The following is a 25750-nucleotide window of genomic DNA, read 5'->3' on the forward strand; positions in this document are numbered from 1 at the left end:
CCTGATGACGAGGGCGATCAGCGGTGGCCGCCCGTGCCGGACAGCCGTGACCTGACCTCGTGCAGGGCCTGTCGTCCGTGCGCCACGGCCGTGGCCGCCGCCCGCAGGTCGTGCGGCGTCCGGGCGGCGTGCAGCGCCCGCTTGGCCGCGTCGTACGCGTCGAGCGCCGCGCGCCACTCGTAGGCGGGGCCGCTGACCTGGTTGACCTTCATCTCGAAGTCGAGGGCGTCGATCTCCTCGCCGAAGCGGGTCACGTCCTCCTCGGCCGCGTGCCTGGCCACCGCCATCTCGGCCACGAATCGCTCCTTGCGCCGGTGCGCGACGCCCCACAGGATCAGCGTCAGGCTCAGGCCGAGACCGGACACGATGACGAGGACGAGCGCGGGCGACGGGCCCCTGGGACGGGCGAGGTTCCGGGGCACGTCCTGTGCGTGCGCGGTCTCGTCCGTGGCTGTCTCATCGGTGGCTGTCTCATTCGCGGCCGAGTCCTTCCCGGAGGTCGTGCCGGGCGCGACGGCGTCGTCGGGGAGGTTTTCCGGCGTGCCCCGCGCCCCGGTGAGGTCGACGTCGTCGGCCTGGGTGAAGGAGGCCTTGCCGACGTTCGCCCCGTGGAAGTCGGCGCCGTCCAGCTCCGCCTGGGTGAACTCCGCCTCCGACAGGTCGGAGTCCCTGAGCACGGCGTGCTCGAGATGGGCCTGGCCGAACTTGGCCTCGCCGAGCTTGGCCCGCGTGAAGTCGGCCTTGCGGGCCTTGATCTGCCCGAGCGCGGCGTCTTTCAGGTCGGCGTCCACAAGTGTGGTGTCGGTGAGATTCGCCTGGGTGAGCACGGCGCGGGTGAGGACCGCGCCGGTGAGGTCGGCGTGCGGAAACTCCGCCTGCACGGCGTCCGCGTCGGCGAGGATCGCCCCGCGCAGGTTCGCCTGCTTGGCCCGCATCTGGCCGAGGTCGGCCTCGCTGAGGTCGGCGCTGCGGAGATCGGCGTAGTCGAGGTGCGCCTGGCCGAGGTCGGCCTCCTTCAGCGAGGCCTTGCGCAGGACGGCCCCGGTGAGGTCCTTGCCCGTGAGGTCCACTCCGTCCAGCTTCGCGCCCGTGAGGTCGGCGCACCGCAGGTCGGGGGGCAGCGTGGCGCCGGTGAGGTCCCTGCCGCGCAGCTTGACGCCGCTGCCCGGCGTGCAGGGCGCCGCGGCCGCGTGAACGGCGGTCGCGCTCGCCGGCAGGGACGGCAGCGACAGGAACAGGGCGGCGACGAGAAGGGGGGCGGCGCAAAGGGGCACGGCGGCAAGGGGGACGGCGAAAAGGGGGGCGAAGCGACGCACGGGGGGCCTCCTGAGGGAACGCCCCGAGTGTCCCACGCGATCTGAACCGCCACTTGCAATCCGCTTGCCCGCGGTTGGCCGGCACTCACCGGCGTGGCCGGGCACCGTCATTTCCGGAAACGCGGGGACGCCGAAGCGATCCTTGGAGGACGAACGCGCCGGAACCCTGGGCCCGCCTCCGGACATGAGCGAGGGGGCGGCCCTTCGCGGGTCCGCCCCCTTGCCGTCGCCGAAGCGCTCAGGCGTTACCAGTCGCCGCCGCCGAAGTCCCCTCCGCCGAAGTCGCTGCCGCCGCCCCAGTCGCCGCCTCCGCCGCCGCCGAAGTCTCCGCCGCCCCAGTCGCCGCCACCGCCGGCGTCAACGCCCGCGGCGTAACCGGAGTCGTATCCGGCGCCGTAGCCGCCGTGGCCCCAGCCGCCGAACGCGTTGCCGAGCATAGTGCCGACGAGCATGCCTGTCAGCAGGTCGCCGCCGCCGAAGCCGCCGTAGTAGCCGTACGCGTAGGGCTGGTAGGCGGGACCGGCGTCCCAGTAGGGCCTGCGGTGGCCGTCCACCATGACCTCGCGCATCTGCGGGTCGAAGCCGCGCTCCACCGCCTCGGCGTCCGCCGCGCAGGCGGGGACGTCGCGCACCGCGCCGCCGGGCGGCGCCCAGCGGACGTTGCGGACCGACGGGCCGTGCTGCGGGTTGAAGAAGCACGGGGGCAGCCGCTCGGGCAGCGGCTGGTTGTTCACGCGCGCCTTGACGCAGGCCAGCGCGTAGCGGCCGTCCTCCAGGGTGGAGGTCACCGTGCGCAGGTCCTCGGGGCGCTTGATCGCGTCGAGTTCGACCTTGGCCCGCTCGTAGGAGTCGAGGGCCCGCTGCCAGTCGCTCGTCGTCTCGGCCTGCGGGAGCATCTTGACGTCCACGTCGAGCGCGGTGATCTCCTCACCGAACTTGGTGACGTCCTCTTCGACCGTCTGCTTGACGGCGGCGAGCTCGGCGGCCTCGCGCTCCTCGCGCTTGCGCTTGTTGCGGCGTCCGATGATCCACAAACCGGCACCTCCCACAACCGCGATGCCCAGAATGCCGACAAGCACTCCTGAACCGCCACCGCCGCCGACCGTGCTGCCCTTGGTGCGGGCGCCGTTGACGTCGCCCTCGCGCACCAGGTTCACCCGGTTGATGAAGTCCTTCATGCCGGTGACCACGTCGCCGTTGGCGCTGGTGGACAGCCGGGTCAGCGTTCCGGCCGCGTTCCTGGGCAGCTCGGTCGACCCCGCGAACAGGCTGTTGCCGTCGAGGAGGGCCACGGTCGCGCTCGACCGGCCGGCCTTGTCGAGCGCGGACAGCAGCTGCGGGATGTAGGTGCTCACCTGGCTCGTGCTCACGGTGCCGTCGGGCATGGCGACCACGTAGATCTTGGACTTCGAGTCCTCGAGCGCCTGGCGGATCTCGCTCTGCTGGCTCGACGACAGCGGGGATCCGCTCATGACGAACAGCGGGTCTTTGGCGTTCTTCCACGACGACAGGACCGTGGTCGGGTCCGGGGGAGCCGCCGCCATCGCGGCCGGTGCGAGCGCGAGGACAGTGATGAGCCCGGCGAGCAGCGCCGCCAGGGCGGCCCCCACCCGGCCGAGCGGTGTCTTCATGGTCACGGCTTCAAGCCTCCTTCGCCCTACTGGACGAACGGCAGGGCGCGATGGTTCCTCCACAGAAAACTATCGTTCCGCATTCGGGACGCGGCATGCGCCTTTCCGGCCCCCAAGGACGGGACGTGCTCCTTCGCCGGCGTACCGGACCGTGGAAGCGGGGCCGGGCCCTGCGGTGACAGCGGGGAGATCCGGGGTGCGGGGTGCGAGAGCCGGCCGATGTGACACCGGCACGGCCGCCGCCCGGAACGTCCTGCTCAGGCGTCCTTGATCTCGCAGAGGACGGCGCCGGCGGTGACCGTCTGGCCGACGGCGGCCGCGAGCCCGGTGACCGTCCCGGCCTTGTGGGCGGTCAGCGGCTGCTCCATCTTCATCGCCTCCAGGACGACGATCGTGTCTCCCGGCTCGACGGTGTCCCCGTCGCCGACCACGATCTTCACGATCGTGCCCTGCATCGGGCTCACGAGGGAGTCGCCGCTCGCCGCGGTCTTCTTGGCACCGCCTCCGCCGGACCGCCGGGGCGCCGCCTTCCCGGCCGGGGCGGTGCCGCCGGTCGCGCCCACTCCCGACGAGCCCAGGCCCGCGGGCAGGACCACCTCCAGGCGCTTGCCGCCGACCTCGACCGTGATCCGCTCGCGCTCGGCGGGCCCGGCCGCCTCCACGGCCCCCTCGTACGGCGGGATGTCGTTGACGAACTCGGTCTCGATCCACCGGGTGTGGACGGCGAACGGCTCGCCGGTGAAGGCGGGATCGTCGACCACGGCCCGGTGGAACGGCAGCACGGTCGGCATGCCGCCGATCTCGTACTCGGCCAGGGCCCGGCGCGACCGCTCCAGGGCCTGCTCGCGGGTGGCGCCGGTCACGATCAGCTTGGCCACGAGCGAGTCGAACGCCTGCGGCACGCTCATGCCGGTCTCGTAGCCGCCGTCCAGCCGTACGCCGGGACCGGACGGGACGCGCATCGACGTGATCGTCCCCGGCGCCGGAAGGAAGCCCCGGCCCGGATCTTCGGCGTTGATGCGGAACTCGATGGAGTGGCCGCGCAGCACCGGGTCGTCGTAGCCCAGGGCCTCGCCGTCGGCGATGCGGAACATCTCGCGGACCAGGTCGACGCCCGCGACCTCCTCGCTGACCGGATGCTCGACCTGCAGCCGGGTGTTGACCTCCAGGAAGGAGATCGTGCCGTCCTGGCCCACGAGGAACTCGCAGGTGCCGGCGCCGACGTAGCCCGCCTCGCGCAGGATCGCCTTGGAGGAGGAGTACAGCAGCTCCAGCTGCTCCTCTGTGAGGAACGGGGCGGGCGCCTCCTCGACGAGCTTCTGGTGACGACGCTGGAGGGAGCAGTCGCGGGTGCTGACGACGACGACGTTGCCGTGCCGGTCGGCCAGGCACTGGGTCTCGACGTGGCGCGGCCGGTCGAGGTAGCGCTCGACGAAGCACTCCCCGCGCCCGAAGGCGGTGACGGCCTCGCGCACCGCCGACTCGTACAGGTCGGGGATCTCCTCCATCGTGCGGGCCACCTTGAGCCCACGTCCGCCGCCACCGAACGCCGCCTTGATCGCGATCGGCAGGCCGTGCCCGGCGGCGAAGGCGACGACCTCGTCCACCCCGGAGACCGGGTCGGGGGTGCCGGCCACGAGCGGGGCGCCCACGCGCTGCGCGATGTGCCGGGCCTGGACCTTGTCGCCGAGCGCGGTGATCGCCGAGGGCGGCGGGCCGATCCAGATCAGACCGGCGTCGAGCACGGCCTGGGCGAAGCCGGCGTTCTCGGCGAGGAAGCCGTAGCCGGGGTGGACGGCGTCGGCGCCCGTCTTCTTCGCCACCGCGAGGATCTTGTCGATGTCGAGGTAGGTCTCGGCCGGGCTCTGCCCGCCGAGCGCGTGCGCCTCGTCGGCCACCCGCACGTGCAGCGCGTCCAGGTCCTGGTCCGCGTAGACCGCGACACTGGTCATCCCGGCGTCCCCGCAGGCCCGGGCGATCCGCACGGCGATCTCACCGCGGTTGGCGATCAGGACCTTGTGCACCGTGTCCATCCTTCCCTCGGGCCTCTGGTTAGGAGCCTTTGGATTTTATGCACCTGCGGACGCCGGACGGCGTCGCCCCCCTCACCGGGCGGGACCGCTGCCGCGCCTTGTCCACGCGGCTTTACCGGTATGCCGGTTTTCCCCGGCGTCGCCGGTCAGGATCGACCGGTTAGGCTGATCACTCATGCGGGGACCCGGTTTTCTGGCGACCGTGCCGGCTCTCGGGACGGCCCTCGGGATGGCTCTGCTTCTCGTGGCACCGGTGCTTCTCGTGGCATCGGCGTCGCCCGCGCAGGCACATGCCGCGCCGGTGCGATGCGCGCCGCGCAAGGGCAGCATGCAGGTGGCCGAGCCGTGGGCGCAGCGGAGGCTCGACCCGAAGCGGGTGTGGCCGCTCACCACGGGTGAGGGGGTCACGGTCGCGATCATCGACAGCGGGGTGGACCTGACACACCCGCAGATCCACGTGGCCAAGGCGGTGGACTACACCGGCACGGGACACCGCGACTGCGTCGGGCACGGCACGGCGGGCGCCGGGATCATCGCCGCCCGGTATCTGAAGGGCGTCCCCTTCCACGGGGTCGCGCCCGGCGTGCGGCTGATCTCGCTCAAGCAGACGAACGAGGAGAACGGCGACGTGGACACGCTGGCCAGGGCCATCGTGGACGCCGCCGACTACGGCGCCGACGTGATCAACGTGTCGATCCAGGCCCAGGACACTCCCAAGCTCCGGGAGGCGGTGGCGTACGCGCTCGGCAAGGACGCGGTGATCGTGGCGGCGGCGGGCAACACGACCGCGGACGACGGCACCCCGGAGGCCGCCTACCCCGCCGCGTACCCGGGAGTGCTCGCCGTGGGGTCGGCGGCCCCCGACGGCAGGCGTGCCGACTTCTCCAACACGGCCACGCCCGTCGCGGTGCTGGGGCCGGGCCAGGACATCACCTCCACGTGGCCCGGACGGTCGTACAGGAACGGGCTCGAAGGCACCAGCTTCGCCGCCCCGTACGTCGCGGGGGTGGCGGCGCTGGTGCGCGCCCGCCATCCGGAGCTGAACCAGGAGCGGGTGCGGTGGCGCATCGTCGCCACGGCGGACGGCGGCGTGGGGACGGGCACCGGCGCCGGGATGGTGAACCCGCTGCTCGCCGTCACCGCCATCCTGCCGCTCGAGGCCGCCGACGCACCGGTCATCGCGCCGCCGGCCCCGGCCCCGCTGTCGCCGGACGCGGTGAGCAGGGCTGCTCCGGTGGACCGGAAGGCGATCGACCTCGCGCTCACGATCGCGGCGGCGGCGCTGTGCGGTGTGGGTCTGATCGTGGCCGTGCGGATGTTCGTCCCCATGGGCCGGCGCAGGGGCTGGCGCCCCGGCCGCGAGGGTTGACACGTCAGATTTGAGTAATTGACCCCCAAATGTTTTGGTCTGCCGGAAACTGCTGCTTTGTGCTGTGCACTCTTGGTTGAATGATCCCGATCAGGTCGCTTTCCAGAAAGGACTGAGATGCACCCTTTACGGCCGGGTGATCCCGAGCAGATCGGCGAGTACGCCATCCTGGGACGGCTGGACGAGGGGCCCCGCGGCGACGTCTATGTCGGCAAGGAGACCGGCGACGACGCCCCTGTGCGGGTGATCAAGCTCTTGGCCGCCGAGCCGGGGTCGGGGCAGGCCGTCCTCGACCGGCTCACCGTGGCCACACGTGTGTCCAGCTCATATGTCGCCCGCACGATCGCGGCGGGCCTGCTCGGTGATCGGCCCTACGTCGTCAGGGAGCACGTCGAGGGGCGCAGCCTGGCCGCCGTGGTGGTGGCCGGGGGCCCGCTGTCGGGGGAGGCGCTCGAACGGGTCGCGGTGGGAGTGCTCACCGCACTGACCGCCGTGCACCTCGCCGACCTCGCCCATGGCGCGCTCACCCCGCACAACGTCATCGTCACCGACGACGGCGTCAAGCTGACCGACGTCGCCGTCGGAGCGCCCGTGGGCGAGCCGGCGTACCGCGCTCCCGAGCAGATCGGGGGCGGGCGGTACGACGCGTACGCGGACATGTTCGCCTGGGCCGCCACGGTCGTCTTCGCCGCGACCGGGCGGCCGCCGTTCCCGCAGGAGCCGGAGGCGGTGCTGAACGCGCAGCCCGACCTCGACGGCCTGGAGGAGCGGCTGCGCCAGGTCGTGCTGCCCGCGCTGGCCAAGGAGCCGGGGCGGCGCCCGACCGCCTACACCGCCATGCTGCAACTGCTCAGCGGCGGTGCCGCCACGGCACAACCGGCAGTGGCGCAACCGGGGGTGGCGCAACCGGGGGTGGCGCAACCGGGGGTGGCGCAACCGGGGGTGGCGCAACCGGGGGTGGCGCAACCGGGGGTGGCGCAACCGGGGGTGGCGCAACCGGCGGGCCCGGGTGCGGGAACGGCGCAGCCCGTTCCTGCTCCGCAGGCGCCGCAGCCGCCGGTCGGGGGAGCCCTCGTTCCGCCGGCTCCGCAGCAGGTGTGGGGCCCGCCGCCGTCGCCCCGGCAGCCCCAGCCTGCGCCCGCGATGCCGCAGGAGCAGGGGTGGGGGCCACCGCCCGCGCCCCAGCCTCAGCCGGCGTCCGCCGCCTGGCAGCCGCCCGCCATGCCGCAGGAGCCCCAGCAGCAGACGTGGGGGCCGCCGACCGCCCAGGGGCAGGTCGAGAAGGCCGGGCGCAAGCCTTTCCCCGTCGGCCTCGCGGCGGCGGTCGGTGCCGTGGTCCTGCTCTCCGGGGTGGGTCTGTGGGGCGCCGGCCACTACGCGGAGGTCCAGCTCTCGCCGGCGGCCGCGGAGCGCGCCGTGGGCCAGCACGGGGGCGGCGGGCGAGAAGCCGTCAGCGGCGGGACCGGAGGCGGCGCGACCGGGGGAGGCGCCACCGGGGGCCGCGGGCAGAACTCGACGGCGGCACCGCAGGTGACGGTGCCGTGGGCGCTGTCGTCCGACGACCCGGACTCGCCGGTGCAGCCGCTGGTGCTGCCGAGCGAGTGGCCGACGGACGCGCCGGTGACACCGGAGCTCACCTCGATCCCGACCCCGGGCCCGCTCGTGCCGGTGCCGACACAGCCGGTGGTCCCGCCGCCGGCGCAGCCGACCGGCCGGGCCAAGCCGACGGCCCGGGTGACGACCACCGCCACGGTCACCGCGAAGCCCAGCCCGGCGCCGACGGAGCCGTCGCCCGAAGCCCCGGCCACGCGGTCGCCGAGTCCTGAGGCCACCCAGACTCAGGAGCGGGTGCCGAGCCCGGAGCCCAGCGTGCCCGCCCGGCCGAGCTGGGCCGAGACGGCACCGCCCACTCCGGAGCCGACGACGGCGGCGCCCAAGCCCACCACCCCGGCACCCAAGCCGAGCACGGCGGCACCCAAGCCGACGACTCCGGCACCCAGACCGACGACGGCGGCGCCCAAGCCCACCACCCCGGCACCCAAGCCGAGCACGGCGGCACCCAAGCCGACGACTGCGGCACCCAAGCCGACGACCGCGGCGCCGCCGGCCAAGAACCCCTACAACGCGGTCCAAATCTGCGGGTCGGGCTTCTACGTGCAGCGCAGCAGCGCCATGGCGGGTGGCACCGCCTACCAGCTCTACAACGCGAGCACGGGGGAGAACTGCGCCGTCACCGTCAAGACGGCCGACGTCGGCAAGGCGACACCCGTCTCCGCGACCTTGGAGGTCCAGGGCGGCGGGAGCAGGACCGACAGCGGTAACTACGAGTACTATGCCGGCCCGGTGAAGCTGCAGGCCAAGGGCAAGTGCGTCAGGTTCTCCGGCAGCGTCGGCTCCGGCGGCGCCAGCGCCGGCTGGGCCAACTGCGGCTGACCGGTTCCCACGCGGGCCGGACCCACGGGAAGGCCGGGCGGGCAGGTCCGGACCCACGGGAAGGCCGGGCGGGCACCCGCCCGGCCTTCCGTCTGCGCGCCCCCCGCGCTGCCGCAGGAGGCGGTCGCGGCGGCGGGTGACGCCAGGGAACGCGTCGTCATGCCCGATCGGCGTCGTCCACCGCTCGCCGGCCGTCTGCCCGCCGGTCGCGGGGGGAGACGGCATCGCCGCCGGGGCCGGGGAGGGTCCAGCTCGCGAGAAGGTCCAGGGCGCGTTTGGAGGACGAGCCGGCTTCGGCGGTGTAGACGAAGAGCGTCATATCGGGGTCTCCCGGCAGGGAGAGCGTCTCGTACTCGACGGTCAGTTCACCCACGAGAGGGTGACGCAGCCGCTTGGAGCCGTGGGTGCGCTGGTGGACGCGGTGCTGGTCCCACCAGTGGGCGAACTCGCGGCTGTGCTCGCGCAGATCGGCGATGAGGGCGGCGGTGGCCTGGTCGTCCGGGTCGCGGCCGGCGTCGAGCCGCAGGTTCTCGACCGCGGCCCGTGCCTGGACCTCCCAGTCGGCGAACAGCGATCGGGCGGCGTCGTCGAGGAACATCCACCGCGCGTAGTTGCGGTGCCGGGGCGGCAGCCGTTCGAAGTCGGTGAACAGTGCTTTGGCCATCTGGTTGGCGGCGAGCACGTCGGTGCGGCGGCCGAGGACGAGGGCGGGCTCGCCGTCGAGCGCGTCGATGAGCTGGTAGAGCCCGGGACGCACACGCTGGACGCCGCGGGCTCGTCGCCGTACGGGTGTCGCGGTGATGCCGATGAGGTCGTGCAGGTGCGCGCGTCCGGCGTCGTCGAGCCCGAGGGCACGGCCGACGGCTTCGACGACGGCCGGTGAGGGCATGATGCGGCGGCCCTGTTCGAGGCGGGCGTAGTAGTCGGTCGAGACTCCGGCCAGGAGGGCGACCTCCTCGCGACGCAGGCCCGGGACCCGCCGTACGCGGCCGTCCGGGGGCAGGCCGGCCCGTGACGGATCGACCTGGCTCCGGGCCCGTCTCAGGAAATCGGCGAGTTCACGGTTGGTTTCGGCCATGAGACCCAGTCTCTCTCGCGCCGTCCGGTCCTGACTGGTCCTGTGCGTCCTAGGTTGCCCGGTACGCGGTCGCGCAGGGCGTGATATGGGCCTCCACCGCGAGTCGTGCTGAACCAGGCTGGTGTCGTGCCGGTCGCGGGGGGCGGCCCCGCCGGCGCTACCGCCCACAACCGACAAGCAGAGCATTCGAGAGGACGACCATGAGCTTCCCGACAGATCGACCCGCCGTCTGGTTCGTGACCGGCACCTCCCGCGGCCTGGGTCTCGAACTGGTCAAGCAGGTGCTGGCGCGCGGCGACCGCGTCGCCGCCACGACCCGATCGTCCGAGCGGCTGCTCGCCGCGCTCGGCGACGAGATCGACACGTCGCGACTTCTCCCGCTGACCGTCGACCTGCGTGACGAGGCGGCGGTGAGGCGGGCCGTCCAGGAGACCGCCGAGCGCTGGGGAGGCCTGGACGTCGTCGTCAACAACGCGGGCTACGGCTTCCTGGCGGCGGTGGAGGAGACCGGCGACCGCGAGGTCCGCGACATGCTCGACGTCCAGGTCGTGGGCGTGTGGAACGTGCTGCGCGCCGTTTTGCCCATCCTCCGCGAGCAACGCGGCGGCCACATCGTCAACGTGTCCTCGATCCTGGGTCTGACCGCCGTCCCGGGCTGGGCCCTCTACTGCGCCGGGAAGTTCGCGCTGGAGGGGCTGAGCGAGGCCCTCGCCGCCGAGGTGGCGGACTTCGGCGTCACGGTCACCATCGTCGAGCCCGGCTACTTCCGGACCGACTTCCTCACCGAGCACTCGCTCGCCCTGCCCGCCGAGACGACCGCGCACTACCCGGCCATCCGTGCGATGACCTCCGACCACCTCAAGCTCCAGGGCAGCCAGCTCGGCGACCCGGTCAGGGGCGCCGGCGCCATCATCGGCCGGGTCCTGGCCGGGGAGGGCCCGCTGCGGCAGCTGCTCGGCTCCGACGCCCACTCCTACGCCGTGGCCAAGGTCGAGGCCCTGCGGGCGAACGTCGAGGCCACTGCGATCAGCGCGTCCGCCACCGACTTTCCCGCCGCCTGAGCGATCAGTACCCCTCGTATCCGGTGCCGGTCTTCGTGCCCACCACACCGGGTACGGCCGACACCGAGCCGTAGCGCGCGACGGCGTAGCGGACGCCCGCGATGATGTTGTCCACCGGGTTCCAGATGTCCTTGTGCCCCGGGAGGGACCAGCGGTCGAACGTGGGGTCGATGGTCTGCATCAATCCCTTCGAGGGGGTTCCGGCTTCCGCGTTCGAGTCCCAGTTGTTGATCGCGTGCGGGTTGCCGCCCGACTCGTGCCGGATGATCAGCCAGATGTCGTCCCGGTTCATCTTCTCGGCGGGGTAGCCGCGCGCCGTGAGGATCTCGATGGCCTGGTCGATCCACTCCTTGACCCGGCCCGTGGGCGCGGGCCCGCCGCCGGCCGGCGGCGGGCCGCTGGGGCCGTACCCGCCGAAGCCGCCGCTCCCGCCCTCGCCGGCGTAGCCGCTCATGCCGCTCAGGCTCGTCCGGCCGTACGAGGCGTACGTCGGGTGCGCCGCGTCACGGGGGGTCCCGGTGTAGCCGGGGGTGCGCTGCCAGTCGACGGTGTGCCCATGACGGGGCACGAAGTCCTGTTTGCCGGGATCCGGAATCTTGGCGAAGGTGAGCGCGCCGTCACGGTAGTCATCGCCCAGACGGGAGCCCAGCGTCTTCGCGGCGTCGCCGACGGCCGTGGTCACCTGCTCCAGGTGCGGCCGGGCGTCCTCGACGCCCCTGGAGACGATGGCCCGCAGTCCGTTTTCCAGCTCCTTGTCCGTGGCGTCCTTGTTCCTGCCGCGGTAGGCCGCCGCCTCCGCGACCACGTCGGCGCAGATGCCGTCGATCTTCGACTTGGCGCTCTCCAGCGCGGTCGCGACCTTCTCCAGCGCGCCCGCGCACGCGACCAGGGCGTCGTGGAGGCCGTCCGCCGCCTTGCCATACCTGTTCATGTAGCCCACGAAGGCGTCGGCGGAGCGGCCCTGCCACGCGGCGTCCACGGTGCGCACGGCCCGGCCCACGCCGCCCGCGTAGTCCTGCGCGTCGCCGGCCGCGCCGCGCCACTTCCCGGCGATGTCGCGGATCTCGCCGGGATCGCCGTGCACCTTCTCCGCCATGGCGGCCAGCTCGCCGCCGCCCGGCAGCTCGGAGAGGTTACTCATGCCTGCATCGAGGTGGACGTGGCCTTGTGGGCCGTTCTGACATTGTCCTGGACGGTCTCCAGCGCCCGCTCGACGCCTTTCAGCTTGTTCCTCGCGTCGGCAGCCTCCGCGGTCAGCGCGGCGTAGGCCGTGCCGACGGCCTCCGCCAGCGCCGCCGCGCCGTCCACGTGCCCGAAGGCGGCCGCCGGGGTGCCGGGCGTCTCCGGCAGGCCGCCGTGCAGGCTCTCGTACTGGCCCCAGGCCTTGCTCACCGCCGTACGGCAGCTTTCGAGCGCCTGGAAATGGATGTCGAAACCGGCCACGTACCGCTCCTCTCAGCCCGTCACTCTTCCCCGGAAGGAGGCAGGAACGCGGTCTGGGCGAGCCGCGCGCCGAACCTCCTGTCGACGTGGTAGCCCCGGCCGGGCGGCAGCGGATGCGCCCGGACGTTGCCGAACAGGTAGCCCTCGTCCTTGTTGCCGGACAGGATGACGGCGGGGCTGGCCATGTCCTTCAGCTTCTGGATGACGGGGTCGTACATGGCCCGGCCCGCGCCGCCCATCTGGCGTGACAGGACCAGGTGCAGCCCGATGTCCCGGGCCTGCGGCAGCAGGTCCACCAGAGGCAGCAGCGGATTGGACGAGGTGGCGACCAGGTCGTAGTCGTCCACGACGATGTAGACGTCGGAGCCCTGCCACCAGCTCCTGTCCCGCAGTTGCTCGGGCGTGAGGTCCGCGGGCGGCAGCCGCTTGAGCAGGGCGCCGCGCACATTGTTGATCAGCTCCTGGGCGGCGGTGCTCGACGCCGCGTAGCCGATGCGGTGGGCGGTCGCGGCCGAGTCGAGCAGCGACCTGCGGTAGTCGACGACGATCATCATGGCCTCGTGCGGCTGCCGCCTGGCCACCAGCCCCTCGGCGACGAGCCGCAGCAGGTTCGACTTGCCGCTCTCGGTGTCGCCGAGGACGACGAAGTGCGGGTCGGCGTCGAAGTCGAGCAGCACGGTCGAGAGCGTCGCCTCGTCGATGCCGATGGGGATCTTCGGCCCCGTCTCCTCGGGGCCGGGCAGCGAGGCCGCGGGCAGCACCGGCGGCAGCAGCCGGATCGCCGGCGCGGGCGGTCCCTGCCAGGCGTCCCTGACCGCGTGCACCAGCCCGCGCACACCCGCGGCGAGGTCCTCGGAGCTCTGCACGCCGTCGATCCGCGGCAGCGCGGACAGGAAGTGCAGCCCCTCCTTGGTGAGGCCACGTCCCGGCACACCCTCGGGGACCGCCAGCGACGCCTTCCTGTTGACCTCGGACTCGTACGCGTCGCCGAGCTTGAGCTCGACCCTGGTGCCGAACAGGTCGCGGATGCTCGCCCGGAACTCCGACCACTTGTTGGTGGCCGCCACCACGTGGATGCCGTATCCGAGACCCCGGGCGGCGATGTCGGTGATGACGGGTTCGAGCGACTCGAACTCCTGCCTGAGCGTCAGCCAGCCGTCCACCACCAGGAACACGTCGCCCCAGCCGTCGCCGTCGCGGCCGGACTCGGCTCGCATCCGCCGGTAGGCCGCGACCGACTCGATGTCGTGCTCGGCGAAGTCCGCCTCGCGCCGCTCCAGGATCGTGGAGATCTCGGCGACCGTACGGCGGACGCGGTCGGCGTCGAGGCGGCTCGCGACGCCGCCCACGTGCGGCAGCGCCTCCAGCGAGGCCAGCGAGCCGCCGCCGAAGTCGAGGCAGTAGAACTGCACCTCACGCGGCGTGTGCATCAGGGCCATGCTCGTGATCAGGGTCCGCAGCACCGTGCTCTTGCCGCTCTGGGTGCCGCCCGCGACGCCGACGTGGCCCGCGCCTCCGGACAGGTCCAGCCAGTAGGGGTCGCGGCGCTGCTCGAACGGCCGGTCGACGATGCCGGCGACCGCGTGGAGCATGCCCCGGCCACCCCAGCCGGCGGTGGTCAGGCCGTGTTCGGGCGTGACGGACAGCGGCGGCAGCAGGTGGGCCAGCGTCGGCGACTCGGCCAGCGGGGGCAGCCAGATCCGGTGCGCGGGCGGGCCGTGACCGGCGAGCCGGCCGACCACGACGTCGAGCAGGCTCTGCCGCGGCCCGCCGGGCTCCTCGGCGGGCGCGAGATCCCCGGACGGCTCGGTGACCTCCACGGGGGCGAAGGCCGTGCCGTACTCCACCACATCCCGTACGGGCCGCCCCGCCTCGCCCGGCGCGGACCGCGCGGGGTCGGCGTGGTGGGGGCCGGACACGTACGCGGCCTTGAACCGGGTCATCCCCGTGGTCTCGAACTTCAGGTAGCCGTTGCCCGGCGCGGGCGGCAGCTCGTAGGCGTCGGCGACACCGAGCACGACCCGGCTCTCCATCGCCGAGAACGTGCGCAGGCCGATCCGATAGGACAGGTGGGTGTCGAGGCCGCGCAGCCGGCCCTCCTCCAGGCGCTGGGAGGCCAGCAGGAGGTGCACGCCGAGCGAGCGGCCGAGCCGTCCGATCATCACGAACAGCTCGATGAACTCCGGCTTGGCGGTGAGCAGCTCGCTGAACTCGTCGATCACGACGAACAGGGTCGGCATCGGCGTGAGGTCCGCGCCCTGCTCCCTGGCCCGCTCGTAGTCGCGCAGCGAGGCGTAGTTGCCCGCGGCGCGCAGCAACTCCTGACGGCGCACCATCTCGCCGTGCAACGCGTCGTGCATGCGGTCGACGAGCGGCAGCTCGTCCTCCAGGTTGGTGATGACCGCCGACACGTGGGAGAGGGACTCCAGGCCGAGGAACGTGGCGCCGCCCTTGAAGTCCACCAGCACGAAGTTGAGGATCTCGGAGGAGTGCGTGATGGCCAGGCCGAGCACCAGGGTGCGCAGCAGCTCGCTCTTGCCGGAGCCGGTCGCCCCGATGACCAGGCCGTGCGGCCCCATGCCGCCCTGCGCCGACTCCTTGATGTCGAGCTCGACGACCCTCCCGTCCGCGCCCAGGCCGATCGGCACCCGCAGCCGGTTGCGTCCCGCGCGCGGCTGCCAGATCACCGACGGAGCCAGGTGGGCGGGGTCGCCCACGCCGAGCAGGTCGGTGAGCGAGGTGTTGACGCCGAGCACGTCCTGCGCCTCGCCCTGGGGTCCGGCCGAGGCGCGCAGCGGAGCGAGCTGCCGGGCCAGCCCCTCCGCCTGCGGATAGCCGAGGCGGTCGGGGTCGCCGAGCCGGTTGGCCGATCGCCGTCCGGCGTGGTCGATCTTCACCATGTGGAAGCCGTCGGGCCGGACGTCCAGCCGGAGCGTGATCGCCTCGGGGGCCGGCCCGGTCACGCCGGACAGGTCGATCACGGTCACGCCCTGGATGGCGTCCGAGCCGAGCTGGCTGTCGTGCGGCACGTGCCCGCCGTCCACGATCACCACGTGGTACGGCAGGGCGTCGGCGGAGGCGCCGGGGCGGAACCTGGCCCGCTCCCTGAGCTCCTCCCCGACCAGCGCGTCGAGGTGGGCGAGGTTCTCCGCCATCAGCCTGACCTGGCCCGCGGCGTCGGTCTGGTCGGGATGCAGGGCGTGCGGCAGCCACTTGACCCACTCCCAGTGCGGCATCCACTCCTTGCTCGCGCAGATCATGATCCGCATGTCGTCGGGGGAGTGGAAGACGACGAGCTGCGCGATCAGCGCCCGCACCAGCTCGCGTACCGCCGTGGGGTCGCCGGTGAGGTGGATGCGGGCGAAGGAGTGCAGGGCGACCGCGACGGGCAGTCCCGGCACCGTGGCGTGCGCCCGGACGAACCGGCGCAGCGCGCCCGCCGACAGCGCGTCGAGGTCCTCCACCGGTTTGGTGTCCGGCGGGACGAGCTGGATGGCCAGCTTCTGCACGCCGGTGCCGAGCCGTACGGTCGCGAAGTCGTCGTCGCGCGGCCTGCGCTCCCACAGGCGCGGTCCCATCGCGATCCACCAGAGCGAGTCGGGCGGCGGCCCGCTCCACTCCAGGGACTCCCGTTGCTGCACGGCCGCCCTGCGGACCTTCCCGCGGATCTGCGACAGGTAGCGGAAGTAGTCGCGGCGCAGCCCGTTGAGGCGGTTCCTGCGCTCGCCGGCGTTGCGCCCGAGCTGGCCCACGCTCATGCCGACCATGGAGACGGCGAACAGCCCGCTGGCCACGTACATCAGGGGGTTGCCGGTGCCGCCCGCTGTGAACATCAGCGCCATCGCGGCGCCGCCGGCCAGCATCGGCACGTACGTGAGCATGGACATCAGGCCCTGCGGCTGGACCTCGGGAATCTCCGGTGGTGATTCCAGGAGGATCTCGCCACGGGGCGGTTTGGGACCCGGGCGGCGCTCCGGGCGCGATACGACGACAATGCTCATCTGACTGACTTTTTTACCAGGTTTGCCGATATTTTCGGGCTGTCAGAGAGATCTTCGGGAGAGGATTCCCGCTGTGTCATCGCCGGCCCCCCTTCCCGTGCCGCAGGGCCAGATCCCGCAGGGTGCGGTCCAGCAGGGGCAGTTCCAGCAGGGCCCGGTCCCGCAGGGCCAGTTCCAGCAGGGGCAGTTTCAGCACGGCCATATCCCCCACGGCCATCAGCAGGGCGCGATCCAGCAGGGTGCGTTGCCGCAGGTGACCGCGCCGCTGCCGCCCCTGTGTCACGTCACCGTGGTCGCCCCGCGCAGGAAGGCGGACCTCGCGTTGCCGTCGGACATCCCGCTGCCGCACGTCCTGCCCGGACTGCTCCGGGCGGTCGGCGAGGTGGGAGGCGACGCGGCCGCGGCCCCGGGCTGGGTGCTCCAGCGTCTCGGCGGACCGCCGCTCGACCCCGGCCAGAGCCTGGGCGCGCTGGGCGTCCTGGACGGGGAGGTCCTCTACCTGCGCCCGCGCGACGCGGTGCTGCCGCCGGCGGTGTACGACGATGTGGCCGACGTGGTCGCCACCGGCACCAGGGAAGGCGGCGGCAGGTGGGAGCCGCGGCACACGCGGCTGCTCGGCATGGGCGTGGCCGCCGCGCTGCTCGCGCTCGGCGCCGTCGTCCTCGCACTGGCGTCGGCACCGCCGCGGCTCACCGCCGGGGTGGCCGGCGCCGTGGCGGTGCTCCTGATCGCCGCCGGGGCCGTGGTGTCCAGGGCCGTCGGGCAGCCCACCGCGGGCGCCCTCATCGGCTACGCGGCACTGCCGCACGCCTTTCTCGCCGGGCTTTTCACCCCCGGCGACCCCGGGGCCGTGCTGGTCCTCGGCGCGCCGAACCTGCTGGCCGCGCTCGCGTACACCGCGCTGGCGGCGACCGTCGGCGGTGTGCTGATCGCGGACGGGGTGGCCGGTTTCCTCGGCGTCGCGGTCGCGTCCGTCGCGGGGGCCGTGGGCGCCGCGTGCGTGATGGTGTTCGGAGGGCCGGGGGCCGGGGCGGCGGCCGTGGTCGCGACGGCGTTGCTGGCGCTGAGCCCGCTCATCCCCACGCTGTCGTTCAGGATGGCAAGGGTGCCGCTGCCGCCGCTGCCCACCAGCGCCGAGGAGCTGCGCGGCGACAACCAGCGGATCGACGGCCCGCTGGTGCTCCAGCGCACCGCGCAGGCCCACCGGTACGCCACGGGAATGGTCATCGCGATCGCGCTCGCCGGTGTCGCGGCGGAGCTGCTGCTCGTCGCTCAGGGCGGCTGGGTCGCCCGTGCGACGGCGGCGACGCTGGCCCTGGCGCTGGCGATGCGGGCGAGGGTCTTCGCGGGGGTCGCCCAGCGGCTCTGGATGGTTCTCACGGCCGTGGCCGGGGCCGTCGCGCTGGCGTTCGCGCTGGGCACGGGCGCCGACGCGGTCGCCGAGGTGGCCGTGACGATCGGGGTGCTGTGGACGGCGCTGCTCGTGCTCGGCCTCGGTCTCTGGCTGCCCGCGGGCAAGCCCTCGCCGTTCTGGGGACGGGCGGCCGACATCCTCGACGCCCTGCTGGTCGTCGCACTGGTCCCGCTCACACTGGGCGTGCTCGACCTGTACGCCTGGGTGCGCGGCCTGTCCGGCTGACCCCTCGAATCACGGGACGGCGTCTCCCGAATGCCGGCACCGAGGTGCCGATCGCCGGTGACCTTCCGCCGGAGGTCACGCGGCCGGCCGTACGGGCAGCAGCGCGGGGCGCTTGGCGGCACGACCGTCGCCGGACGACCTGCCGAGGAGGCGCCGCACCAGCCACGGGCCGAGGAACGTGCCCGCCCACCGCAGCTCGGCGCCCAGAATCCGCCACCCGGCCGGATCCACCGGGGGATGCAGGGGCACCGTCCAGCCGTCGTCGCTGCCGGGCAGCCCGAGGGCGTGGGCCACGGCCGCGGCGATGCGCTCGTGGCCGAGCGGACTCGCATGCAGCCGGTCGGCGCTCCACAGCCGGGGGTCGGTGCAGACGGCATGAGGCGCCGTCTCGGCGACCACGACGCCGTGCCGTGCCGCCGCGGCCCGGATGCGGTCGTTGAGTTCGAACACCCGTGACCGGAGCGGCCGGGCGATCGGCGCGATCTTTCCGACGTCCGGGAATGTGAGGGTCGCGACGCGGGCCCCCGCAGCCGTGAGAGCGGCGAACATCGCCTCCAGGTGCCCGGCCACCTCGGCGGCGTCGAAGCGGGGCCTGATCAGGTCGTTGACGCCGGCGACGACGGTGACCAGATGGGGGCGCAGGGCCAGGGCCGGAGCGAGCTGCTCGCCCCGCACCTCCCCGGCGAGCCGCCCGCGCACCGCCAGGTTGGCGTACGTGACCTCCGGGTCCACGGTCGTGAGCCGCTCGGCGAGCCGGTCGGCCCAGCCCCGCGGGTGGGCGGGGTCGCCGTCGCCGAGCCCTTCGGTCTGGCTGTCGCCGAGGGCGACGTAACGCAGGCATTCATCGCTCGGCATGAGCCACCTCCGGGTTCCGGGTGGCCGGCGCGGTCGCCTCTCGTGTCATGGCCGCGGTTCCTTCGCCCGGCATGGCGGCGCTCCTTTCCCGCAGGATCGCCGCGGTCCGCAGGCACCAGTCGCGGTTGCCCTCCTCGAAGGCCAGACCGCGCAGGCAGGTCAGGTAGGGCCCCACGCGCCCGCCCGTGCGGAGGAACTCCTCCTCGCCCAGGCCGCCGCGCATCTTCCGCAGGATCCGCCGGAACAGATCGATCTTGGCTTCGGCGATGGCGGCCCTCTCTTCGGCCTGCCGGATCAACGGCCCGGCGTCGACGTGGTCGGCCGCCTGCACCTTGACGAGCAGGTCGTCGCGGATGAACGACGGCTTCGACGCGGCCGCCGCGAACCGCTCCAGCTCGGCGAGCCCGGCGTCCGTGACGTGGAAGAGGCGCTTGGTGGGCCGGGTCTCCTGGACCACCTGCCGCCCCGCGACCAGCCCTTCCCTCTCCAGCCTGGCCAGCTCGGCGTACAGCTGCTGGGGCAGGGCGTGCCAGAAGTTCGCCACACCGACATCGAACGCCTTGGCCAGCTGATAGCCGCTGAGCTCGCCGTCGAGCAGTGCCGCGAGGGCGGCGTGCCGTAAGGCCATGGAATCGCTCCCTCCGCTCGTTCATAGTCAACAATATGACTAATCAAGGAATTGAGCATAGGAGATCGTCGCAAACGTCCGGAGAGCGGGTTCGCACCGTGCGGACGGCCTGGCGGGGCCACGGCCGGAGACGTCCGCAATCCGGTGCGGGGCGACGGGGAGGGACCGTGGTCCCCGGTCGCTGGGTGTACTGTCCCGGGAGGCTGGTGACGCGGCGCTGTGCATCCGGCCACGGACCGCGGGACACGCCCGCCCGGTGCGACTCGGCTCCCGGAGTCCGCCACCCGGCCGTATTCACGGCAAGGCAGGGGAGCGTTCGGCCGTCGTCGCCGCCGCCGGGCGGGCCGAGGGCGTGGGCCACGGGGGACGGTGTCGTTCGCCGGCGCAGGGTTCTCCGGCGCTGGTCTCACCGCCTAGAGGGCCGGTCTCACCGCCTCCGGCGGGCTCGCCGATCCGGTCAGAAGGGCTTGAGAGGCAGGTACTTGCCGTCGAAGGTGATGACGGCGCGCTCGCCACCTTCCGGGTCGGGGACCTTCTTCACGTCGAGCTTGAAGTTGATCGCGCTGATGATGCCGTCCCCGAACTGCTCATGGACGAGGGCCTTCAGAGTGGTGCCGTAGACCTGGACGATCTCGTAGAAGCGGTAGATCGTCGGGTCCGTGGGGACGGCACCGCCGAGTGAGCCGCGGGTCGGGATGGTCTGCAGCAGCATCACGGCGTCGTCGCCCAGACCGAGCAGGTCGGCGACCGCCTTGGCCGCGGCCTCGGGCAGAGCGTGCTGACCCAGTACGGCGGCGGTGACGAAGACGACCGACAGGCCGGCGGCGTCGGCGATCTGCTGCCACGTCAGGTCCTTGCGGGTCTTGGCCTCCACAGCGGCGAGGGCCAGAGCCTCACGCGCGGCGGGGTCGAACTGGGCATGTGGCATGAGAGTGCTTCCTTCCTGTCGGGTCGTGTCCGCCGGTCCCGAGCCCCGCCCGCTCGCCGGAAACAGCGGGCTCCGGTGCACCGCGCCGATGCACCGCGCCGGTGCACCGCGCCGATCACGGGCGCCGGACGGCTGGAAGACGTCTCGCTGAGGACGCGCGACTCCCTGGACGACGTCCTGCATCGCCATCCCTTCGGCTGGGGCCGCTTTCCTCGACTGGCGTGATCCACTATGCGTCAGATGCGTCGGTAGTCCAAGGTGAACTCGTCATGATTTCTCTTGATGCGGAGGGCCCGGCGGGTCCACGGCCGTCGCGAGCGTGGATTCAGGTGAGTGCGTCGCAAGGCCGAGGAGGAGCCCATAGCGGCGGAGCCCTGGGCGACGACGAGAACGCGGAGAGGCGCCGCCCGGGCCGCGCAGCAGGGCCATGATCTGGCGAATACGACCTAGGCCCGATCGGCGTTCTCGGGCGAGGCTCGCTCGTCGAAGTCGCGGCGGGCGTCTCTGAGGAGGCCGGCCACGTGGGGCACGCCTGCGGCCTCCAGTCCGCCGCGCAGCAGGTCGTCCTTCGCCGCCTCCGCGGCCGCCTCGGCCCGCCGTACGGCCTTCAGGACGGCCTCGGCGAGCGCGCAGCTGTCGAGCCTGCGCATGCTGAGCGGGTGGATGTCGACGGCGCGAAGCGTGCCGGCGGCGTCGACGGTCGCCGTGATCCGGCCCTCGTCGGATCTGCCGGCGTACTCCCGCGTGCTCCACTCGGTCGCGAGCTCGTCCATGAGGGCGGCCGCGGCCGTCAGCCGCTCCATGCGCGCCCGGAGCTCGCGCATCTCGTCCACGGTCACTCCTCCCGCAGCAGGGCCTGGACGTATGGGGCGAGCGGGTCGCCGTGCGGGGGTGATCCGGCGAACTCCTCCATGGCTTTCGCCAGCCGCTCGCCCGTCTCGCCCCGCGCGGCGCCGATCGCGCCCACGATCGCGGCGGACATCGCGCCGTGGTCGAGGTCGCGCATCGCGCGCGGGTCGATGGTCAGCCCGAGCAGGCGGCCGGCCCCGGAGACCCTGGCCACCACCGCACCCGTGGCGTCGGCTCCCTCGACCACCTCTTCGTCCAACCCGCGGAGCAGGTCGGCGAGCGCGCCGACCCGGCCCTGGACCTTCCGCACCAGGCCGGCGACGTCGCCTTCCCCGCCGTCGTTGAACGCGGCCATGTTCTTCACTGGGATTCCTTGCTCGCCGGCTGCCAGTAGCCGAGGACGTGCGCGCGGTCCGCCACGTCGGGGGTGAGCGTGAGATCCCGGCGGCCCCGCGCCGGGTCGCCCTGCTCGAAGAAGGCGGCCCGCAGGTCGTTGAGCTTCTGCTCGACCTTGTTGAGGTCGCCCTCGGAGGCCATGGAGATGTCGGCGAACTGCTTGACGAGATTGCCCAGCGCGCTGACGAACACGCCTGCCTGCGATATCAGCGCCACCCGCCCGGCCGGGTGTGCGCTCATCGCCGCCAGCGTACGAAGGATCGGCGCCGAGGCGGCGTAGAGGCCGAACACCGACAGGTCGTACTCCAGGACCTCCTTGAACTGGCTGTGCATCGCGCCGCTCATCTCGCCGGTGACCCCGTGGAGCTTCTCGTACAGGACCGTGGTGTTGAAGCGGACCCGCCGCCCGAGCAGGTCCGCCGCGTGGCCCTGCCAGTTGGGGCCGACGTCCTGGAAGTAGGAGAACCAGATGTCGGACCTGCCGCTCTCCAACCGGCCTCCCATCTCCTTCCAGTGCTCCCGCCGGTCGTAGTAGAGGAAGGGGTTGCCGAGGTTCAGCGTGGCCGCCACGTCGAGGGCGAGGGCCGCGATCCCCAGCCCGGACATGGCCATCGCGCTGCGCGTCTGCTGCCGCAGCGGGTTCAACCCCTTGACCAGGTTCTTGAAGAAGCCGGGATCGGTGCGGGTGGCGACGGAGGCGGGGGCCGCGTCGGCCGGTGCCACGGGGACGGTTCGCCGGACGTTGCCGCTCGAGTCCGTGATGTAGAGCTCTTTGGGGCCCGAGGTGGGCTGTCCGGGAACGAAAAGCTTGCCCGGCTCACTGGGCGGGGTCGACATGCGGGTCCTCTCAGGGGCGGGTCTTCTGGATGGCCGCCTTGCCGGCCTTCTCCGCCGCGACGTAGTTGTCGGCGGCCCTGACCAGCGTCTCGCTGTCCCTGCGCAGGGCGTCGCCGAGGACGCCGGCGGCGTCCGACCAGGTGTCGGAGACGGCGTTGAACCGGTGGACGAAGGCGAGCCCGACGACGGGGACCCCGGCGAGCGGAGCGAGGGTCCAGCCCTCGAAACGGGGTGTGGCGTCCTTCAGCCGCCGGACGCCCTCGGCGGAGCCGCCCACCGTGCCGGCGAACTTCCTGATGAAGCCCACGGCCACCTCGTAGCCGGGCAGACCGCTCGGGTCACCGCTCGGGCCGGCGGGGGGTGCGGCCGGGGGCGTCGCCGGCTTCGGGGCCGCGGACGCGCCCGCCTGCCGTACGCGCAGGGAGTCGGGCAGGCAGGGGCCGGGCGGCGGGCAGGGCGGGGTGTGCGGGCACGGGCTGACCATCGAGGGCACGGACGGAGCCGGGGACACGGGGGACGTCCGCGTCGGTGTCGCCGTCGCCGCCGCTGTGGGCACCCCGCTGGCTGGCCCTGTGGAGGGTGCTGTGGAGGGGGCTGGAGAGGTGGGATCGGACGCCGGCGGGGCTGCCGAGGTCGGCGGCGCCGGGGATGCCGGCGCGCTCGGCGTCGCGCTCACCGAACCGGCGGGCGACGCCGTCGCGGAGGTCGCCGGTGACCGGCTTGGCGAGGGTTCACCGTATGACACGTGATCTTCCCTATCACCGGGCTTCGTGCCCCTGCCACGCGCCAGGTGACGCTTCCGCAGGTGGAAAGCATAAATTAGACGGATGTTCACTGACATGTAATGGGTAAGCCCGTAGACCCCGTACGCCGCGCTTTGAATGCGTTAACTTGCCGATGTCCGGAAATCGCGGGAAAAGGGGCTCAAATGGCCGACGGCGGATTCGACGACTTCGACATGGAGCGGTTCAGGGAGCGCGCCGACGCCAGGATCGATGCCGTCGAACGGCTCCAGGGCACCCTGTCCTCGCTCGTCGGCCGGGCCCGGGACGAGGACGGCCTGGTCGGCGTCGAGTTCTCCGCCCGGGGGCTGAGCGAACTGGAGCTTCATCCCAAGGCGATGCGGCTCAGCTCGGGCGAGCTGGCCGAGCGGATCAAGGAGACGGTGCGCGCCGCGTCCGACGACCTGTATCGGCAGATGAACCGCACCATGGCCGAGGTGCTCGGGCAGGAGGGCGACCAGGCGAGGTTCCTGGACGACCCGGAGGCCGTGCTCGCCCAGGTCAGGGAGGCGGAGTCCGCCTTCGACCGGACCGCGGAAGACGTCTTGGGCGAGCTCGACCGCATCAGCCGCAGACTGAGCATGTGACCGGCCATGACGCGACGGGCAGGCGGCCTCGCCGGCCTCGCGCCCTTCGCCGCATGGTGCCGCTCGGCGGCACCGTGCCTTGCCGTCAGCCGATGCGGTCGGGGCTGATGGCGCTCGTCACGCGCCAGACGTCCGGCTCGGGGTCGTAGATCTCCCGCTCGCGCTCGTCCTGCCCACCCGCCCCGGCGCCGCCCGCCGCCGGCGCGTAGGGGAGATAGGACGAGCCCGCACCGCCCTGGCCGGTCCGGTAGCCGCCCAGGACGGCGCCGGCCTCCCCGGCGGCGCCGACGCCGTAGCCGGTGCGCGCCCCGCCGTACGTGCCGATCACCCCGCCCGGCGGCAGCGCGCCGGTGGGTCCGGCCGTCGTGACGGGGATGTGAGGGTCCGGGTAGCCGGTGAGCGTGGGGGGAGCGGCGCCGGCGGGAACCGTGCCGCCGGGCAGCGGATGGGTGGTCGCCAGATCGGTCCTGTCGGAGCCGCCGATCACGGCCGGAGCCGTGCCCGGCCCGTCGCCCGAGCCGCTCGCCGGTCCCGGGCCCGTTTGTCCTTGGTCCGCCTGTCCTGGGTCCGTCTGTCCTGTGCTCGCCTGCCCTGGGTCCGGCGAGCCGCCGGGGTCGGGGGAGGGACTCGTCGTGCCGGGGCCGCCCGCGCCGCCGGACCCGTCGACGCCGGACCCGTCCGCGCCGGTGCCGCCGGAACCCGGGCCGCCGGATCCCGAGCCGGTGGAACCCGGGCCCGCGTAGCCCGAGCCGGCGGTGCCGTCACCGTACGAGCGGCCGTGCCACACGCCGTCGGAACTCGTGACGGGCGCCCCCGTCCCGCCCACGTGGATGCGTGGAGAGTTCGCGAGGTCGATGCGCAGCGGTTCGATGGCGGGCAACTGGAAGGCCAGCCCCTCGGCGAAGCTGTCGTTCACCTCCTGGATTCTCTGGTTGAGCGCGCGGAAGTGGGTGCGGGCCGTCTCGTCGGGATCGGGCGCCGGGCTTCCCGTGGTGCCGCCGCCCGCGTTCTCGTCCGAACCGCTCGGGGCGGCGGGGAAGTTCGTCTTCGCGTCCCTGACCGCGTCCGCGTAGGAGGACAGCGCCACACCGCTGCGGGTCATGGCCTCGCCGAGCGCGCCCGCCGTCGCGTACAGCGCGCGGAGGGCCGACTGCACCTGCTCGGCCGCCGGGCCGCGCCAGACCTCGGCCAGCTCCTTGGCGGTCCTGCTCAGCGCCGCCTGGATGCCGATCTCGGACGGGCCGTTGCCGCCGACCTTCCCGCCCACCAGATCGGCGGCGTCGATGAACGCCTGACCGGCCCGGTAGACCTCGTCGGGTTTCGACGCGTCCAGCTTCTGCTTGATCTGTTCCCGGGAGAGCGTGTCCTGGTCGAGCCCGTAGAGGCTCGCGTACACCTTGATCGGCTCCCAGCCGGCTTCGGCCCCCATCGCGATCTTTCCCCTTGCCCTCGGCAGCTCACGCGCTGCTGCTCGTGTGGCCCTTCTGGTAGTTGACGACGGCCTGCTCGACCGCGCTCGCCATCGCCTCGATCCGGTCGATCAGCAGCTGATACTTGCCGCTGAGCACCTCGTGGGCCTGTTCGGCGTTCAGTCCGAAATACTTGGCCGTCTCCCACGGGCCGGTCTCCGAGGGGCCGACGTTGGTCAGCCCCTGGACCTCGCCCGCGGTCCCCGGGCCGCTCCAGGTGGCGCTCATGCTTGCGGGAGCGCGCCCGCGCAGGGTGCCGAGCTCATCGCGCAGTCCCTTGAGGATCTGCCGGACCCGTGTGTGGTCGATGTACAGCTCGTCCGGGCCTCCGCCGAGACCCGGCCAGCTCTCCGGCAGCCGCAGCGTCGGCGGCGGCGTCCCGCCGCCAGGATCGTGGCTCACCTCTCGCCTCCCT

Annotated in this window: 22 protein-coding genes; 6 read left to right on the plus strand and 16 right to left on the minus strand. The window is 72.9% G+C overall.

Going from position 1 to position 25750, the window contains the following annotated elements; all coding sequences use genetic code 11:
• Positions 1-17: 17 nt before the first annotated feature.
• From ACQPZZ_RS07055 to ACQPZZ_RS07065, 3 genes are all read right to left on the minus strand, one after another.
• Complete coding sequence (locus tag ACQPZZ_RS07055; protein WP_432930020.1) at positions 18-1316, minus strand: pentapeptide repeat-containing protein; 1299 nt, start codon at positions 1314-1316, stop codon at positions 18-20.
• A 245-nt stretch (positions 1317-1561) separates the two neighbouring features.
• Complete coding sequence (locus ACQPZZ_RS07060) at positions 1562-2947, minus strand: hypothetical protein (protein ID WP_432934304.1); 1386 nt, start codon at positions 2945-2947, stop codon at positions 1562-1564.
• Positions 2948-3204: 257 nt separating this feature from the next.
• A complete protein-coding gene (locus ACQPZZ_RS07065; protein ID WP_432930022.1) occupies positions 3205-4971 on the minus strand; it encodes an acetyl/propionyl/methylcrotonyl-CoA carboxylase subunit alpha in 1767 nt (588 codons plus the stop codon).
• A gap of 184 nt (positions 4972-5155) precedes the next feature.
• Here ACQPZZ_RS07065 and ACQPZZ_RS07070 point away from each other — a divergent pair, with 184 nt between their 5' ends.
• Positions 5156-6349, plus strand: a complete 1194-nt coding sequence (locus ACQPZZ_RS07070) for a S8 family serine peptidase (RefSeq protein WP_432930024.1) — start codon at positions 5156-5158, stop codon at positions 6347-6349.
• Positions 6350-6466: 117 nt separating this feature from the next.
• Complete coding sequence (locus ACQPZZ_RS07075; RefSeq protein ID WP_432930026.1) at positions 6467-8782, plus strand: protein kinase domain-containing protein; 2316 nt, start codon at positions 6467-6469, stop codon at positions 8780-8782.
• Between the two features lie 157 nt (positions 8783-8939).
• Here the strand turns inward: ACQPZZ_RS07075 and ACQPZZ_RS07080 are convergent, their stop codons facing one another.
• Complete coding sequence (locus ACQPZZ_RS07080; protein WP_432930028.1) at positions 8940-9860, minus strand: helix-turn-helix transcriptional regulator; 921 nt, start codon at positions 9858-9860, stop codon at positions 8940-8942.
• A 200-nt stretch (positions 9861-10060) separates the two neighbouring features.
• On the opposite strand from ACQPZZ_RS07080, the gene ACQPZZ_RS07085 reads away from it, so the two are divergent.
• Complete coding sequence (locus ACQPZZ_RS07085) at positions 10061-10921, plus strand: SDR family NAD(P)-dependent oxidoreductase (RefSeq protein WP_363639536.1); 861 nt, start codon at positions 10061-10063, stop codon at positions 10919-10921.
• Positions 10922-10925: 4 nt separating this feature from the next.
• Here the strand turns inward: ACQPZZ_RS07085 and ACQPZZ_RS07090 are convergent, their stop codons facing one another.
• From ACQPZZ_RS07090 to eccCa, 3 genes are read right to left on the minus strand one after another with little or no spacing between them, the layout of a single operon-like run.
• On the minus strand, positions 10926-12062 hold the full coding sequence (locus ACQPZZ_RS07090; RefSeq protein WP_432930031.1) for a WXG100 family type VII secretion target: 1137 nt from the start codon (positions 12060-12062) through the stop codon (positions 10926-10928).
• Entirely contained in the window at positions 12059-12364 is a 306-nt protein-coding gene (locus ACQPZZ_RS07095) for a hypothetical protein (protein WP_432930032.1), read from the minus strand. Before ACQPZZ_RS07095 ends, ACQPZZ_RS07090 begins: the two co-directional genes overlap by 4 nt.
• A gap of 20 nt (positions 12365-12384) precedes the next feature.
• Entirely contained in the window at positions 12385-16365 is a 3981-nt protein-coding gene (gene eccCa / locus ACQPZZ_RS07100) for a type VII secretion protein EccCa (protein ID WP_432930034.1), read from the minus strand.
• 73 nt (positions 16366-16438) lie between these two features.
• Between eccCa and eccD the strand changes: the two genes are divergently transcribed.
• Positions 16439-18004 carry a type VII secretion integral membrane protein EccD gene (gene eccD / locus ACQPZZ_RS07105; RefSeq protein WP_432930036.1) on the plus strand — a complete coding sequence of 522 codons (1566 nt, stop codon included), beginning with the start codon at positions 16439-16441 and terminating at the stop codon, positions 18002-18004.
• Between the two features lie 75 nt (positions 18005-18079).
• Here eccD and ACQPZZ_RS07110 read toward each other — a convergent pair whose 3' ends face one another.
• The 7 genes from ACQPZZ_RS07110 to ACQPZZ_RS07140 form a co-directional block, all read right to left on the minus strand.
• Positions 18080-18859: an SGNH/GDSL hydrolase family protein gene (locus ACQPZZ_RS07110; protein ID WP_363639546.1), complete on the minus strand. Its 780-nt coding sequence runs from the start codon at positions 18857-18859 to the stop codon at positions 18080-18082.
• The gene (locus tag ACQPZZ_RS07115) at positions 18846-19487 is read right to left on the minus strand and encodes a PadR family transcriptional regulator (RefSeq protein WP_432930038.1); all 642 of its coding nucleotides are present in this window, start codon (positions 19485-19487) and stop codon (positions 18846-18848) included. Before ACQPZZ_RS07115 ends, ACQPZZ_RS07110 begins: the two co-directional genes overlap by 14 nt.
• 457 nt (positions 19488-19944) lie before the next feature.
• Complete coding sequence (gene cynS, locus ACQPZZ_RS07120; RefSeq protein ID WP_363639559.1) at positions 19945-20415, minus strand: cyanase; 471 nt, start codon at positions 20413-20415, stop codon at positions 19945-19947.
• A 446-nt stretch (positions 20416-20861) separates the two neighbouring features.
• Positions 20862-21239 (minus strand): YbaB/EbfC family nucleoid-associated protein, encoded by a 378-nt coding sequence (locus ACQPZZ_RS07125; protein ID WP_432934306.1) that lies wholly within the window; start codon positions 21237-21239, stop codon positions 20862-20864.
• Between the two features lie 11 nt (positions 21240-21250).
• Positions 21251-21619: a YbaB/EbfC family nucleoid-associated protein gene (locus tag ACQPZZ_RS07130; RefSeq protein ID WP_432934308.1), complete on the minus strand. Its 369-nt coding sequence runs from the start codon at positions 21617-21619 to the stop codon at positions 21251-21253.
• A 5-nt stretch (positions 21620-21624) separates the two neighbouring features.
• Positions 21625-22497, minus strand: a complete 873-nt coding sequence (locus ACQPZZ_RS07135) for a hypothetical protein (protein ID WP_432930041.1) — start codon at positions 22495-22497, stop codon at positions 21625-21627.
• A gap of 10 nt (positions 22498-22507) precedes the next feature.
• On the minus strand, positions 22508-22990 hold the full coding sequence (locus ACQPZZ_RS07140) for a hypothetical protein (RefSeq protein ID WP_432930043.1): 483 nt from the start codon (positions 22988-22990) through the stop codon (positions 22508-22510).
• Between the two features lie 91 nt (positions 22991-23081).
• Here ACQPZZ_RS07140 and ACQPZZ_RS07145 point away from each other — a divergent pair, with 91 nt between their 5' ends.
• Both ACQPZZ_RS07145 and ACQPZZ_RS07150 read left to right on the plus strand, forming a co-directional pair.
• Positions 23082-23246 carry a hypothetical protein gene (locus ACQPZZ_RS07145; protein ID WP_363639567.1) on the plus strand — a complete coding sequence of 55 codons (165 nt, stop codon included), beginning with the start codon at positions 23082-23084 and terminating at the stop codon, positions 23244-23246.
• Positions 23247-23425: 179 nt separating this feature from the next.
• Positions 23426-23866, plus strand: coding sequence for a YbaB/EbfC family DNA-binding protein (locus tag ACQPZZ_RS07150; RefSeq protein ID WP_432930045.1), 441 nt, complete (start codon positions 23426-23428; stop codon positions 23864-23866).
• Positions 23867-23951: 85 nt separating this feature from the next.
• Here ACQPZZ_RS07150 and ACQPZZ_RS07155 read toward each other — a convergent pair whose 3' ends face one another.
• On the minus strand, positions 23952-25295 hold the full coding sequence (locus tag ACQPZZ_RS07155; RefSeq protein ID WP_432930047.1) for a WXG100 family type VII secretion target: 1344 nt from the start codon (positions 25293-25295) through the stop codon (positions 23952-23954).
• 28 nt (positions 25296-25323) lie between these two features.
• Positions 25324-25737 carry a hypothetical protein gene (locus ACQPZZ_RS07160; RefSeq protein ID WP_432930049.1) on the minus strand — a complete coding sequence of 138 codons (414 nt, stop codon included), beginning with the start codon at positions 25735-25737 and terminating at the stop codon, positions 25324-25326.
• Positions 25738-25750: the final 13 nt, after the last annotated feature.

It is taken from the genome of Microbispora sp. CA-135349, from assembly GCF_050947365.1.
Classification (GTDB): domain Bacteria; phylum Actinomycetota; class Actinomycetes; order Streptosporangiales; family Streptosporangiaceae; genus Microbispora.

What these genes read in the sequence shown, in the direction of transcription:
- ACQPZZ_RS07060 (WP_432934304.1), bottom strand. Translation starts at nt 2,947, where the DNA reads ATGAAGACACCGCTCGGCCGGGTGGGGGCCGCCCTGGCGGCGCTGCTC.
- ACQPZZ_RS07070 (WP_432930024.1), top strand. Translation starts at nt 5,156, where the DNA reads ATGCGGGGACCCGGTTTTCTGGCGACCGTGCCGGCTCTCGGGACGGCC.
- ACQPZZ_RS07075 (WP_432930026.1), top strand. Translation starts at nt 6,467, where the DNA reads ATGCACCCTTTACGGCCGGGTGATCCCGAGCAGATCGGCGAGTACGCC.
- ACQPZZ_RS07080 (WP_432930028.1), bottom strand. Translation starts at nt 9,860, where the DNA reads ATGGCCGAAACCAACCGTGAACTCGCCGATTTCCTGAGACGGGCCCGG.
- ACQPZZ_RS07085 (WP_363639536.1), top strand. Translation starts at nt 10,061, where the DNA reads ATGAGCTTCCCGACAGATCGACCCGCCGTCTGGTTCGTGACCGGCACC.
- ACQPZZ_RS07090 (WP_432930031.1), bottom strand. Translation starts at nt 12,062, where the DNA reads ATGAGTAACCTCTCCGAGCTGCCGGGCGGCGGCGAGCTGGCCGCCATG.
- eccCa (WP_432930034.1), bottom strand. Translation starts at nt 16,365, where the DNA reads ATGAGCATTGTCGTCGTATCGCGCCCGGAGCGCCGCCCGGGTCCCAAA.
- ACQPZZ_RS07110 (WP_363639546.1), bottom strand. Translation starts at nt 18,859, where the DNA reads ATGCCGAGCGATGAATGCCTGCGTTACGTCGCCCTCGGCGACAGCCAG.
- ACQPZZ_RS07115 (WP_432930038.1), bottom strand. Translation starts at nt 19,487, where the DNA reads ATGGCCTTACGGCACGCCGCCCTCGCGGCACTGCTCGACGGCGAGCTC.
- cynS (WP_363639559.1), bottom strand. Translation starts at nt 20,415, where the DNA reads ATGCCACATGCCCAGTTCGACCCCGCCGCGCGTGAGGCTCTGGCCCTC.
- ACQPZZ_RS07125 (WP_432934306.1), bottom strand. Translation starts at nt 21,239, where the DNA reads ATGCGCGAGCTCCGGGCGCGCATGGAGCGGCTGACGGCCGCGGCCGCC.
- ACQPZZ_RS07130 (WP_432934308.1), bottom strand. Translation starts at nt 21,619, where the DNA reads ATGGCCGCGTTCAACGACGGCGGGGAAGGCGACGTCGCCGGCCTGGTG.
- ACQPZZ_RS07135 (WP_432930041.1), bottom strand. Translation starts at nt 22,497, where the DNA reads ATGTCGACCCCGCCCAGTGAGCCGGGCAAGCTTTTCGTTCCCGGACAG.
- ACQPZZ_RS07150 (WP_432930045.1), top strand. Translation starts at nt 23,426, where the DNA reads ATGGCCGACGGCGGATTCGACGACTTCGACATGGAGCGGTTCAGGGAG.
- ACQPZZ_RS07155 (WP_432930047.1), bottom strand. Translation starts at nt 25,295, where the DNA reads ATGGGGGCCGAAGCCGGCTGGGAGCCGATCAAGGTGTACGCGAGCCTC.